General features: G+C 46.2%; 11 protein-coding genes and 1 pseudogene. 10 read left to right on the top strand and 2 right to left on the bottom strand.

Features of this window, described 5'->3' with window-relative positions; all coding sequences use genetic code 11:
* Positions 1 to 3: 3 nt before the first annotated feature.
* The 3 genes and pseudogenes from AC6EJC_RS23010 (at position 4) to AC6EJC_RS23000 (ending at position 2,786) form a co-directional block, all read left to right on the top strand.
* Positions 4 to 1,503, top strand: a complete 1,500-nt coding sequence (locus AC6EJC_RS23010; RefSeq protein ID WP_444955957.1) for a UxaA family hydrolase — start codon at positions 4 to 6, stop codon at positions 1,501 to 1,503.
* A 73-nt stretch (positions 1,504 to 1,576) separates the two neighbouring features.
* Positions 1,577 to 1,746: pseudogene (locus tag AC6EJC_RS23005) on the top strand (GNAT family N-acetyltransferase); the annotation flags it as partial.
* A gap of 182 nt (positions 1,747 to 1,928) precedes the next feature.
* Positions 1,929 to 2,786 (top strand): DNA-binding protein, encoded by an 858-nt coding sequence (locus AC6EJC_RS23000; protein ID WP_444955956.1) that lies wholly within the window; start codon positions 1,929 to 1,931, stop codon positions 2,784 to 2,786.
* A 245-nt stretch (positions 2,787 to 3,031) separates the two neighbouring features.
* Here the strand turns inward: AC6EJC_RS23000 and AC6EJC_RS22995 are convergent, their stop codons facing one another.
* Positions 3,032 to 3,922, bottom strand: coding sequence for a hypothetical protein (locus tag AC6EJC_RS22995; RefSeq protein ID WP_444955955.1), 891 nt, complete (start codon positions 3,920 to 3,922; stop codon positions 3,032 to 3,034).
* A 253-nt stretch (positions 3,923 to 4,175) separates the two neighbouring features.
* On the opposite strand from AC6EJC_RS22995, the gene AC6EJC_RS22990 reads away from it, so the two are divergent.
* From AC6EJC_RS22990 to AC6EJC_RS22965, 6 genes are all read left to right on the top strand, one after another.
* Positions 4,176 to 5,180, top strand: coding sequence for an ABC transporter permease (locus AC6EJC_RS22990; protein ID WP_444955954.1), 1,005 nt, complete (start codon positions 4,176 to 4,178; stop codon positions 5,178 to 5,180).
* Positions 5,181 to 5,194: 14 nt separating this feature from the next.
* Positions 5,195 to 6,082, top strand: coding sequence for a carbohydrate ABC transporter permease (locus AC6EJC_RS22985; protein ID WP_444955953.1), 888 nt, complete (start codon positions 5,195 to 5,197; stop codon positions 6,080 to 6,082).
* A 26-nt stretch (positions 6,083 to 6,108) separates the two neighbouring features.
* The gene (locus AC6EJC_RS22980) at positions 6,109 to 7,755 is read left to right on the top strand and encodes a type 2 periplasmic-binding domain-containing protein (RefSeq protein ID WP_444955994.1); all 1,647 of its coding nucleotides are present in this window, start codon (positions 6,109 to 6,111) and stop codon (positions 7,753 to 7,755) included.
* A 45-nt stretch (positions 7,756 to 7,800) separates the two neighbouring features.
* Entirely contained in the window at positions 7,801 to 9,768 is a 1,968-nt protein-coding gene (locus tag AC6EJC_RS22975) for a sensor histidine kinase (RefSeq protein ID WP_444955952.1), read from the top strand.
* Entirely contained in the window at positions 9,740 to 10,546 is an 807-nt protein-coding gene (locus AC6EJC_RS22970) for a response regulator transcription factor (RefSeq protein ID WP_444955951.1), read from the top strand. Before AC6EJC_RS22975 ends, AC6EJC_RS22970 begins: the two co-directional genes overlap by 29 nt.
* Before the next feature lie 123 nt (positions 10,547 to 10,669).
* Positions 10,670 to 11,482 carry a DUF3891 family protein gene (locus AC6EJC_RS22965; protein ID WP_444955950.1) on the top strand — a complete coding sequence of 271 codons (813 nt, stop codon included), beginning with the start codon at positions 10,670 to 10,672 and terminating at the stop codon, positions 11,480 to 11,482.
* 116 nt (positions 11,483 to 11,598) lie between these two features.
* Here the strand turns inward: AC6EJC_RS22965 and AC6EJC_RS22960 are convergent, their stop codons facing one another.
* Positions 11,599 to 11,736, bottom strand: a complete 138-nt coding sequence (locus AC6EJC_RS22960) for a hypothetical protein (protein ID WP_023988334.1) — start codon at positions 11,734 to 11,736, stop codon at positions 11,599 to 11,601.
* Between the two features lie 256 nt (positions 11,737 to 11,992).
* On the opposite strand from AC6EJC_RS22960, the gene AC6EJC_RS22955 reads away from it, so the two are divergent.
* Positions 11,993 to 13,138, top strand: a complete 1,146-nt coding sequence (locus AC6EJC_RS22955) for a glucose-1-phosphate adenylyltransferase (protein ID WP_444955949.1) — start codon at positions 11,993 to 11,995, stop codon at positions 13,136 to 13,138.
* Positions 13,139 to 13,158 lie beyond the last annotated feature (20 nt).

The raw sequence follows: 13,158 nt of genomic DNA, 5'->3' as shown, positions 1-13,158 counted from the left end.
GGAATGCTGGAATTCATTCAAATTCATGATCAAGATAACGTGGCTGTCGCTTTGCGTGATTACAAGCAGGGAGAGACGCTGGCATGGGGAGCACAAGAAGAACAACGCGTGGAGCTAGCCGAGGATGTAGCGCGAGGGCACAAAATCGCGTTGCAGGACATACCTGAAGGTGGGCATGTCCTGAAATACGGATATCCCATCGGTCATGCTATTCAGCCCATACAGGCAGGTCAGCATGTGCATACGCATAATACGAAGACGAATCTGACAGGCGTGGAGGAGTACACTTACAAGCCTAAGCCAGCTCCTCATTTATATGAGCAGGAGAATCGTACGTTTCAAGGTTTTCGGAGAAAGGACGGTCGTGTGGGGATTCGCAATGAGTTGTGGATTGTGCCAACGGTCGGTTGTGTGAACGGGATTGCTGAACTCATTTTAAACCGTTTCAAGCAGGAAGCGGGAGATATTTCGCCTTTTGAAAATGCACTTGTGCTCAAGCATAACTATGGTTGTTCTCAATTGGGCGACGATCATGCACATACGCGCACGATTTTGATCGATGCGGTGAAACACGCGAATGCGGGTGGCGTGCTTGTACTTGGTTTGGGTTGTGAGAACAATGAAATGAAGGAATTTAAGGAAGCCATCGGGGAATATGATTCGGAGCGGGTGAAGTTTTTGCTTTCCCAGGAAGTATCGGATGAAGTGGAGGAAGGGGTAAGGTTGCTCCATGAAATTTTTGCGGCTGTGCAACAAGATCGACGGGAACCTGTACCTTTGTCTGAGCTAAACATCGGCTTGAAATGCGGTGGATCCGATGGCCTATCGGGTATTACTGCCAATCCACTGCTCGGACGACTGTCGGATTATATGGCAGCGCAGGGTGGAACGACGGTATTGACTGAGGTGCCTGAAATGTTTGGCGCGGAGACGATTTTAATGGAGCGCGCTGCCAATGAGCAAGTATTTGGTAAGATCGTGCATCTGATTAACGATTTCAAGCAATATTTTCTGGATTACAAGCAGCCAGTATACGAAAATCCGTCACCGGGCAATAAGGCAGGGGGCATCACGACACTGGAGGATAAATCACTGGGCTGTACGCAAAAATCCGGTTCTTCCACGGTCACCGATGTCATTCAGTACGGGGAGCGTCTCAAGACCAAGGGACTTAACCTGCTCAGCGCGCCGGGGAACGATCTGGTTGCTTCTTCAGCTCTCGCCGCAGCGGGCTGCCAGCTCGTCATTTTCACAACTGGACGCGGCACGCCTTTTGGCTCCTTCGTTCCGACGATGAAGGTGTCGACTAACTCGCCGCTCTATAAGGCTAAACCTCATTGGATCGACTATAACGCCGGTTCACTGGTGGAGGATGTCAGTATGGAAGATGCGCTCCGCAACTTTGTCGATTATATTGTTGATGTAGCCAGCGGAACCTGGGTGAACAATGAGAAAAACAATTTCAGGGAGCTCGCTATTTTTAAAAACGGTGTTACGTTGTAAAGGGTTGTAACCTAAGGGAGGCGGAAGGATTCCGCTTCCTTTTTTGTATTTGTATGCTTCTAAATAGGCATGTTATCTGAAAAAAATAAAAGGTACGCACCTCAAAGTGGACGTGAATGAGCAGAATGAGAAAGCGTATGCTTTCTACAGACATTACATTACGGCTTTGTACAAACGGCGCGGTCTGCACTGGATGGATCAGGTCGGGCATTTCCTTTGCATCACATGGAAATGAACAAGTGAACGATCTACTTTCATCGGTATTTTAAAAACTGGAATATATTATCATAATGCACTTGTCACATGCTTGAATTTATGATATAACTTAATTACGTAATAAATACGTAATTAAGTTATTATTAGATAGAATTTAGATCATACTTTTGTTTGGTGAATATAAAAAGTCGGACAAGGAGGCGGGAATAGTGGATGATCTTGTTCACTCCGACATCACAGATCTAGACACACTTGTTAACATGATTAAGCTGTCTTTTTCATTTGCGGATGGTGCCAATATGATTGCTTTATGCGACCAGCTGTATAGCCATGTCAACCAAAAGTATCAGGAATTGCAGCTCTACAAAGCGCGCAAGAAACCTATACAACCCATACATACCAAACGGCCGCTAGTCTATTACTACGGCTACAGTCATCTTATGAAAGGCATGACCTTCCAAAAACAGGGCAAGTATGAGGACGCTCGAGATTGCATTGAAAAATATGCAGAATTGGGCTGGTTTAATGGTCTCGATCAATATGGGGAAGCAGAAGTGGAATATTATCGCCATGCTGCCAGAGCCAATTTGTATGCTCTTGATATTTTGTCAGGCCGTTCCGAAGTGTTGCAGGAATATGTCCAATTTCTTCGTGACAATCCGGAAGAGCTGTTACCGGGGCTTCTTTCCATCGTTGAGGGAGCGTACAGACACGACTATCCCTTAGAGGCTGTACTTGAATCATTTGCCGAACAAATTGAAGGTTTCAAATATTTTGAAGAGCCTGTGAATGTATCTTATTATTTTCGCTTCTGCTATCAACTGGCTATATACTATATCAAGCAACAACAGTTTACGGTTGCGTTGGGCTATATCCTGCAATCTCTCATGCTGTCTGATACCCTGGGTATGGAACATGAGCATGAGTTTAGGAAATGTACCGCTATATTTGAGATTTTCAGATCCCAAGCTACAGCAACACAGCAAGACCAATATATAACTATTTTAAAAGGAGTGTTAAAGGATGAAAAAATTGATTTCACGGCCTCTGTCGCTCAGTCTGTTTAGCTTGCTAGTGTTTGTTACAAGTCATGACCTCATCTCGGTGTTCTATCATGGAGCCAATCATTAATAGGGCATAAGTAAGGTAGAAAATTAGTTGTTTTAGCAGGTAGGCTGTTGATTTGAAAATATGATGTGGAAGTACAACCAATAGCAAGTAAGCTCATTAAGATCAGGGCTTACTTGCTATTTGGCGTATTATGAAGACCGATCATAACGTATATATAACGTGGCACATGTCCCAAAAATATTTAAGCTGTTGTAGGTTTATGCAGCAAACCTTGTTCTGATGGATGCAATGAAATTCTTGTCTGTTGGTAAACGGGGAATGGTTCTTCCGTACTGTATGATCTGCTTTTTAACGCTGCATCCAGTGCCCGTAGCAAGGAACCTATGAATTGCTCTGGAGAAAAGAAAATGCTTTTCCCGACCATATGAATGTGAAGCTCGTTATGGTCACGGTTGCTTACAGACAGCAATAAACCTTGACCCTGAAAACCCGTACCGATTGCGCGTATTTTGTTTATACCTGAGAGTAGCATTTCCGTTTTCACCGCGCGTCCCTGCTCCTCTACAAACACAGAAATCAGGCGTTTATCCGTAACGATAACAATTTGGTTACCTCGAAACGTTTGGGTAAGATGTACAAAATCTTTATACACTCCAATAGTTTGCTCATGCGGAGAAACAATCCCCATCCGTACAAACTCATCCAATTCGGTGGCATCGGGCTCCTGATGATTTTTAATTCGTTTCTTGATACTGAATTGAATGGTCAGGATACCCAGGATAGCTATGAGAAAAGAGCTAAGTCGGACATTAAATATAAAGAACATCAAGACGATAAAGCCGCCTAGTAACCACTGTCCCCAAGTCAGATAACGCAGCTTTTGTTGTACCGTACGGCGATAATAACCGTAGCCTTTTCCCGGTTGATACTCTTTACTAAACTTCGTCATACCACGCATCAGTGTTAACCCATAGACTGATAAGACTGTCATCCCGAGCGCTAGGAGCGTCAACAGCCATTCCTGAGCCGCAATGCCAACTAAAGTACACAGGCCAAACATGATGAGTGCCGTCCAGCAGGCAATTTTTTTAATTCGAACCTGTTTTTGAATCGAACGAACTAATTCTTCCATTCTTAATCCTCCTGATCTAGGTATATAGGTAATGTTTGGAATAACATATAGTCTTATCGTACCATCTGATAGTCTTTTTCGTAAATTAATAGATGTAAAAGAGCCAGAGAATGGAAGAAATTTTCGCGTATTGTCATATCTCCACCTGAACTTTAGACACCAAAATCAAAAAATCCGGTACTACTCATTAGAAGCAGAAGTCTCTAAAATAAAAATGTAAGTGCTTACATTACGGAGAGAGGAGGTCTTCTTCATGAGTACAGGATGGAAGTTGTCCCGAAACCATCGAACGGATTCATCTCAAAATACAGAGAATCCGCAGCCACAGCCGCCGATTCGATCGGGGAGAGGGGCATCACTAGCGCGCATATGGGTTCAACAAAGACATTTGCAGACTATGGCGCTGCTTGGGGTGGTTTGGATGATCATTTTTCATTACATTCCGATGTACGGTATTCTGATTGCCTTCAAACATTTTGACATCATCGGTACCATATCAAGCGCACCTTGGGCGGGGTTAGAGCATTTTCGGGCCTTTTTGGAAGATTATAACTTTTGGTACATTGTCAAAAATACACTGGGCATTAGCCTGCTCAAGCTGGCCATCGGGTTCCCGCTGCCCATTTTATTTGCTCTGTTCCTGAATGAAATCCGATCTACGCGGTTCAAAAAATCCATTCAGACCATTTCGTACCTTCCTCACTTTTTATCATGGGTCATTCTTGGCGGGATCTTAACGACGTGGCTGGCAGATACCGGAATGATCAATCAACTGTTGTTGGCTTGGGGATGGATCGACCAGCCGATTAGTTATTTGGCGGAGCCGAGCTACTTTTGGGCTATTGTCGTCAGCTCGGATATTTGGAAGGAGCTTGGATGGTCAGCCATTATCTATTTGGCAGCGATGGCGGGCGTATCTACGGACATGTACGAAGCGGCGACCATTGACGGAGCCGGGCGGTTTCAGAAAATGTGGTACGTCACGCTTCCCGCCATCAAGGGCACGATATCCATTTTGTTTATTTTGGCGGTCAGCGGGATATTGAACTCCAACTTTGACCAGATTCTCGTCCTGCGTAACTCGCTGAATGAAAGTGCAAGCAATGTTGTTGATATTTATGTATATCAGGTGGGTATTCAGCAGGGGCGTTTCTCGTATTCCACTGCAGTGGGGTTGCTAAAATCGGTTCTTGCACTCATTTTGCTGCTGATCGCCAATTCGGTCACCAAACGGATCAATAATACATCCCTATTTTGAAGGAGGACGGCTGCATGCAGCTATTGCAACGCAAAACGACAGGCGAAGCGATATTCGATTTCGTGAACAGCGTCTTCATGCTGATCATTTGTTTTGTGACGTTGTATCCGGTGTGGTATGTGCTGGTGAACTCCTTTAACGAAGGAGCAGATGCTATGCGGGGTGGCATTTACTGGTGGCCAAGGGTATTCAGTTTGGGCAGCTATCAGGCCGTGTTTGCGAACAACGGTATTATGACCGCTATGGGGGTGACTATTGCCAAGACGGTGATTGGTACGATTGTACATGTGTTTTTTACCGCCATGATTGCATATGCATATTCCCGTAGGGAGCTGATCGGACGCAAGCTGTATATGCTGATCGGCACCATTACCCTGTTTTTTGGTGGGGGATTGATTCCGACGTATTTGCTTATTCGTGATCTCGGACTGCTGGATAACTTTTGGGTGTACATCATTCCTGCGATGTTCAGTTTTTTTGATCTTATTATTTTTATGGCTTTTTTCCGGGAACTGCCGGATGCATTGGAGGAGGCGGCGAAAATAGACGGGGCGAACGATTTCGGCATCTTTTGCCGGATTGTGCTTCCGGTATCCATGCCAGTAGTAGCGACGATCGCGTTGTTTCATGGGGTGTACCAGTGGAACGATTATTTTACTGGAATGATCTATATTAATAATACGGACCTTCAGCCGATTCAGACGTATTTGTACCGGGTTGTTGCCCAATCCAGCTCTAATCAGATGATGGCTGCTGCACCGGGAATTGTTGCCCAGTCCGTCACCTCGCAATCCATCAAGCTGGCGACGATGGTCGTGACGACACTGCCGATTGTACTTGTGTATCCTTTTCTGCAGAAATATTTTGTCAAGGGTTTGATGATCGGCTCAATCAAGGGATAGCACATCATCCAAGGGGGAGATTTATGATGAACATTCGCAAATGGCAGAAGGGGCTGTTGGCTTCCGTTCTGCTGTTAGGTTCGCTCGCGGCATGTACGTCCGGTGGAGGCGGCACTGTCACGGAATTGAAGGACGAGAAGACAAAGGCTACGGCAGATGCGCCGGGATGGAAGGCGGATACGGAGCCGATTACGTTTGACTGGTATTTGAACTTTTCCTGGTTCCCGAACAAGTGGGGGACGGATATGACCTCGAAGTATGTTACGCAAAAGACCGGGGTCAGCGTCAATTTTATCGTGCCCGCAGGGAATGAAAATGAAAAGCTCAATACCATGCTTGCCTCTGGCAAGCTGCCTGATTTTGTAACGCTCGGTTGGGGAGAAGATGCGGTCAAAAAAATGATCGAGGGCAAGATGGTGCTTCCGCTCAACAAGCTGGCTGAGAAATACGATCCGTATCTGATTAAAGTGGCTGACCCGGCGAAAATGTCCTGGTATCAGCAACCGGATGGAAATGTTTACGGATACCCCAACGCCTCCTCTTCACCGCAGGATTACCAAAAATACGGCCAAAATTTTGTTTCCAACCAGACGTTTATGGTGCGGAAGGATATGTACGAGGCGATTGGCAAGCCGGATATGAGAACACCGGAAGGATTTTTGAAAGCGCTTCAAAAAGTGAAAGAGAAATTTCCAGATGTGAACGGTCAGCCGCTTATCCCGATAGGATTCCACGAATTTACGGATAACGGGAATTACTCTTTTGAAGACTATTTACTCAATTTTCTAGCCATTCCTCATGAAAAGGACGGAAAGCTGTACGACCGTCGTTCGGACGAAGAGTATATTCGCTGGCTCAAAACATTCCGTCAAGCAAATGAGCAGGGCCTGATCGCCAAGGACGTATTTATCGACAAACGTCCGCAAATGGAGGAAAAGGTGGCACAGGGCCGATATTTTGCCATGCTATATCAGCGCTCCGATTTTGCCACACAACAGGTGATGTTATATGCGAAGGACCCGAACTCCGTCTATATCGCGGTGGATGGACCTTCGAACAGTAAGCTGGACCCGCCGACGCTGGCCGGGCCGGGCATTTCTGGCTGGACGGTGACGCTCATTTCGAAGGATGTCAAAGACAAGGAGCGGGCTATTGAATTTCTGACCTATCTGATTAGCGAGGAAGGAAATCGTGACCTGTATCTAGGGGAGCGGGGAAAGCTGTGGGACACGGTTAACGGTAAGCCAGCTTTCAAGCCGGAGGTGCTGGAGCTGCTGAACAAGGATCGTGCTGCTTTTGACAAAAAATATGGCGCATCCTTCACCTTCTGGATGCTGATGGATACGAATATGAATTTGCAGTGGGCCCCGCCCAGCGTGGAGCCGTACAAGCAGCCAGAGGATTGGACGAAAGGCAAGACGAAAGGCTTCTCCCAATATGACAACATTAAACCGACCGGAACTTCGGCAGAGGGTATTGCGTCGGGTCAGATAAACAAAATTTGGGGCAAGGCATTGCCGAAGCTGCTGCTGGCTTCCTCGGATGAGGAATTCGACCAGCTGTTTGCACGCTTTTTGGAAGACCGCAGAAAAGCAGGATATGACAAAGTTATGGCCTATCAGCAAAAAGCCTATGAGGAAAACCTCAAGAAAATTGAACAGTTCACCAAATAATCCAATTCAATGAATTTATCTATTGAACTCTAAGGATGTGATTTCATGCCAGGCCGTGTACGTTCACAGATGATGAAGAGCCTGCTGCGCCGCCGTATATGGCGGTGGCTGACGGATACGGCCGATCGGCTTGGCGGTTGCTCCCTTCAAGTCAAGCTCATTGTCGCGTATATCGGAGTCATTTTAATCCCGGTTGTATTGTTCTCGCTATATACCTTCCACCAACTGTACGAGAACACCATGCAAGACATTACCGTACAAAATCAGTATGTGTTGGATACAGAGCTGGCCCATATTCACGGCAATATGGAAATTATGGAGCGGACTGCACAGCTTGCGATTTCAGATCGTAACGTACTTCGTTATCTGACCGAGGAACGTGCAATAAGCAGCGATGAGCTGGTCCAATTCAACTTGAATGTGTTTCCAAATTTACAGCACTTGCTGTACAGTAATCCCAACGTAGAGAACATTCGGCTGTATACGAGTAATCCCCATGCACATGAAATATGGCCGATGATTTTCAATGAATCACGATTGCCCAAGGCTTCCTGGCTGAAAACGGCCCAACTCCGACAAGGGAAAATATGGTGGGAAATGTACAAGGGGCCGAAAAGCTTACTTCAAGGGCAAGCCCGACAGGAAAGCGAAACGGTGGAGTATATGGCTTTGCTGCGTGAAATTCAGGCTACCGGAGGAAGACACGCAGGTTTGGTAGAAACAAACATGAAGCTGGAGCTATTTTCACCTAGAGTATTTGGTGTCCCACAACGTGATCGAGCATGGCAAATGTTCATTCTGGACGGCGGCGATTCCAACTCAAGGAACGGTGACAAGCCAATGTCTTCTACCGATATAGCTACAGCTTCCTCTCAACCTGATACAATTCCGATCCCTCTGTCCAAGGTGCACCATCTGTTTCAGTCCCGCGTTCAGGGACAGGGTGGTGCTTTTGATTTTACCTATGGAAATAAGCCTTATCTCGGTTTGTATCGTTATATAGAAGGGGTAAACGCCTATCTGCTAAATGTGGTGGCGCTGGACGGTCCGCTGGGTGATCTCCGTCAGAAACGCAATGCGATGCTGCTCATTATTTGTATGCTGATTTTGTTTATGTCCGTCATTTCTTATACCTTGCACACCATCATTCTCAAGCAGCTACATACACTGCGTGAATCCATGAAAAAAGTACAGCAGGAGGGAGACTTTCAGCTTAGAATTCCGGTATATGGGCGGGGAGAAGTAGCGGAGCTTGCCCTATATTTTCATAGTCTGCTGAGTCGGATTAACGGGCTCATTGCCGAGGCAGTACACAAGCAGGCCGCTGCTCAGGAGGCTGAACTACAAGCGCTCAAGCATCAGATTGATTCCCATTTTCTCTATAATACATTGGAAAATTTAAAAATGATGGCGGAGATGGAACGACAGTATCCGCTGTCGGATGCCCTTACCTCCCTTGGCTCGATGATGCGCTATAATCTCCAATGGTCCGGGCCATGTGTTGCGTTGCGGGATGAAATCCGCCATATTCAGCATTATGTGGCCATTATGAACATTCGCCATGACAACCAAATTGGGCTGGAAATTCATCTATCGTCGACGTTTATGGAACTGGAAATGCTGAAAATGTCGCTGCAGCCTGTAGTCGAAAATGCTATAAAGCACGGTTGGAGTGCATTACAAAGCCCATTCAGCATCACGATTGAAGCCTGCCCCAAGCAGGATATCGTTGAACTGTGTATACAGGATAACGGAGTGGGGATATCTGAAGAAAGAAGACACGCTATCATGGCAGGTCTAGCGCAAAAGGATATGGATTCCCACGAGACCGGGATGAATGGGGGAATCGGTTTGTATAATGTGCATCGCCGTTTGAGTATGCAGTATGGCGTCGGATACGGCATAAGACTGGACAGCACCCCCGGACAATCGACAACAGTGACTCTGATTTTGCCTAGACGTCACATGATGAGGGGGGCGGACAATGATGACCAAGCTGTTGATTGCGGATGACGAGAAGAACATTCGAATGGGACTTCAAGCCATGATCGAACGGGAATTTTCCGGTCTCTATGAATATGTACTGGTCAAGGACGGAAGGGAAGCCTGGCAACATGTGAAGCAGTTTTTGCCCGAGTTGGTGATTACGGATATCCGTATGCCTGTTATGGATGGGACTATGCTGATGCAGCATATTCGCGAGCTGGAGCCGGGACGCAGACCTTTGGTGATCATTCTCAGTGGATATGACGAGTTCCAATATGCGCGCGAAGCGATTCGCTGCGGGGCACGGGAGTATTTGCTCAAGCCGATTGTGAGGGAGGAGCTGTTCGGTGTGCTGGCAGTTTTGAATGAGGAATTGAAGCAGAGGAACTACCTCATAAATGATAGTGTTGTCAGCGTGGAGAAAGATAGACTGGCTGGGAGAATAGATGGTGCTAGTGCCATCGCCGATAGAAGCGGTAGCATGACGCGTGCTATCCAATACATCCATGCTCATTACAGCGAGGATTTGAATATGGCAGTAGTATCCAATTCAGTATCCTTGAATTATACGTATTTTAGTCAGGCGTTCAAATCCTATACAGGCCTTAGCTTTGTTCAATATGTAAAAAGGCTGCGCATTGCAGAAGCCAAAAGGCTGCTAGAATGTCAAGGGGGCAAGATTTATGAAATTGCGGCTACCGTGGGCTTTGACAATGCAAAGCATTTTAACAAGGTGTTTCGTGAGCTGGAGGGGATGACCCCGCAGCAGTTTCGATTAAAGAATCAAAGGGGTAATGAGAAGTAAGGATGGAAAACTTCACTGCCTTTTTATCCTTATCCTGATATAATAAACGTAAGCATAACCATGGCCTTCGATCAGAGAGTTTGTACACAATCACACGAATCGCCGAACGGAAGGGGAGAGCATATGGTTATTTATGAAACGGACCAAGCTTATGTAATGACAACGCAGCATGACCATGCCCATATTTCAGGTGAACTGGCTTCACAATGGGAAGAGAGTGCCTTCAAGAATAGACGGCATAAGCAGGATTTTGTATATGCAGCAAGGGAGCATGACCGGGGTTGGATTAAGTTAGACGCTGCACCTTTCTGGAATGATCATGTGTCTGCACCTTATACGTTTATTGATTTTCCGCTCAGTCCACGTTTTGTATTCTATCGTCTCGGGATTGATGAAGTCGAGCAAGGAAATACGTATGCGGCGTTGCTGTGCAGCTTGATGTACAAGGAGCTAGTCGGACGGACCGAGCATGAAAACGCTCAGGACAAGCAGATTGCGCATGCTTATCAGGAGGCAGAGGAACAGCGTCGGCAGAGGCTCAAACAGGAGCTGGCATGTGGCGTAACCTTCGAACATCAAGTGCGGACGGATGTACGGAGAATGTTGTTTTGCGACGAATTAAGTCTGTTTCTGTGCAGCCGAGAGCCGGGTACGCCTACAGCAGATTATGAATGGTTTGCTGACGGTTTGAGCTTCCCGGCTGTTCGTCATGAAAGCGGGCGAGTTCGGGCCGAGTGGTTATCGGATCAGACTGTAGGTCTTTCCTTTTTTCCTTTCAAGGGCAAGGTAGGGATTACTCATACCTTTAAGAAGGTGGACAAAGAGAAAATTCGTACCTCTGGTCTTCTAGAAGCCTACCGTTCTTCCGAATGGACGCATCGAACCTTTACCGTTGAACATATCATGGAAGTAGAAGAACACAAGGAGAATGCCTGACCGTCTACTGCTACAGCTTCGAACAGATATGTTGTTCGTGGATGCAGACAAGAGTCAGAGCAAAGCCTCCCTGAACAATTATTCAGAGAGGCTCGCTTTTTTCTTGCTTTAAAATTTTACGATTTTGCAGATGTTTTTGCACGGTTGACAATAGTCTGTACCTTATTCAATACCTTATCGCGTGCCCCTTTATTTTTCATCAGATACGTAACACCCATTCCCAATGCTGCTACCACCCATTTTTTATTCTTCATGAATAACGCCTCCTTATGATCATGTTGTCATACACTAATGATTTAAAAGCATCCAAAATGTGAAATGATGAACGGGATTTTACGATTTAGTGATTGCTTGCACTCGTTCCGCATAACTATGATTTTACCCTTTCCATCACATCTTACCCGTTCCTTCGGCAATGAAACGATTACGACTGTCTTTTCACGTTTAATGGATATTATTAAATATCCTGCCACAATTGCTTCAGACGCACATGACAGGGAGGTCTTTGTTATGAGAAAGAAGGAAGTGGTTGCCATGCTGCTCGCCGGCGGACAAGGCAAAAGACTCAAAGGACTGACCCGTACACTGGCCAAACCGGCTGTATTTTTTGGAGGAACTTACCGCATTATTGATTTCCCCCTCAGCAATTGCACTCATTCTGGTATCGACACCGTAGGCGTATTAACCCAATATGAGCCGTTGGTGCTTCATTCCTATATCGGCGTAGGCAGCGACTGGGATTTGGATCGCCTGAATGGAGGAGTTTTCGTTTTACCTCCGCATGAGAAAGAAAATGGAAACAACTGGTACCGAGGCACGGCGGATGCAATTTACCGGAACCTGCATTTTTTGGATCAGTATGACCCGGAGCACGTACTTATTTTGTCAGGGGATCACATCTATAAAATGGACTATAGTCTCATGCTCGATTACCACAAGGAAAAGGGAGCAGACTGCACGATTTCTGCCATCGATGTCACGATTCAGGAAGCCAAACGATTCGGGATACTGAACGCCGATGATGATCTGAGAATATACGATTTTGAGGAGAAGCCGGAACAGCCGAAAAGCACATTGGCTTCCATGGGCATTTATTTGTTCAAATGGGAGGTGTTGCGTCGCTATTTACTGGAAAGCGCAAGCGATTCTGAATCTTCACATGATTTTGGCAAGGACATTATTCCGTTATTGCTTCAGCATGGCCGGTCGCTGTATGCTTACCCGTTTGCTGGGTACTGGAAGGATGTAGGTACGATTCAGAGCTTGTGGGAGTCCAACATGGATCTTCTGGTTCAGGACCCGCCTTTGGATCTGAACGATCCTTTCTGGCGCATCTATACCCGCAGTCCCAATCAACCGGCCCAGTATATAACCCAACGGGCGATCCTGAAAAACAGCATCGTAAATGAAGGCTGTATGGTGGATGGAGAAGTAAGGCATTCCGTACTATTTTATGGGGTCGAAGTAGGTGAAGGGAGCGTTATTACCGATTCTGTCATCATGCCGAACGTAAAAATTGGACGCAATGTTCGTATTCATCGGGCTATCGTGAACGAAAACATGATTATTGATGACAACACGATCATTGGATGTGAGGATAGCTCGAATGAGATTATTTTGTTCGATCAGGAATGCCAGCTTCATGCACGAATTTAACCCGGATAAGGACGGTGTCC

This window comes from Paenibacillus sp. TY11 (assembly GCF_059772165.1).
Note: the sequence above shows the minus strand (reverse complement) of the source record. Positions and strands in the feature narration are given on the sequence as shown.

Coding starts and splice junctions, on each gene's coding strand:
- AC6EJC_RS23010 (WP_444955957.1), top strand. CDS start 4: ATGCTGGAATTCATTCAAATTCATGATCAAGATAACGTGGCTGTCGCT.
- AC6EJC_RS22995 (WP_444955955.1), bottom strand. CDS start 3,922: ATGGAAGAATTAGTTCGTTCGATTCAAAAACAGGTTCGAATTAAAAAA.
- AC6EJC_RS22990 (WP_444955954.1), top strand. CDS start 4,176: ATGAGTACAGGATGGAAGTTGTCCCGAAACCATCGAACGGATTCATCT.
- AC6EJC_RS22985 (WP_444955953.1), top strand. CDS start 5,195: ATGCAGCTATTGCAACGCAAAACGACAGGCGAAGCGATATTCGATTTC.
- AC6EJC_RS22980 (WP_444955994.1), top strand. CDS start 6,109: ATGAACATTCGCAAATGGCAGAAGGGGCTGTTGGCTTCCGTTCTGCTG.
- AC6EJC_RS22975 (WP_444955952.1), top strand. CDS start 7,801: ATGCCAGGCCGTGTACGTTCACAGATGATGAAGAGCCTGCTGCGCCGC.
- AC6EJC_RS22970 (WP_444955951.1), top strand. CDS start 9,740: ATGATGACCAAGCTGTTGATTGCGGATGACGAGAAGAACATTCGAATG.
- AC6EJC_RS22965 (WP_444955950.1), top strand. CDS start 10,670: ATGGTTATTTATGAAACGGACCAAGCTTATGTAATGACAACGCAGCAT.
- AC6EJC_RS22960 (WP_023988334.1), bottom strand. CDS start 11,736: ATGAAGAATAAAAAATGGGTGGTAGCAGCATTGGGAATGGGTGTTACG.
- AC6EJC_RS22955 (WP_444955949.1), top strand. CDS start 11,993: ATGAGAAAGAAGGAAGTGGTTGCCATGCTGCTCGCCGGCGGACAAGGC.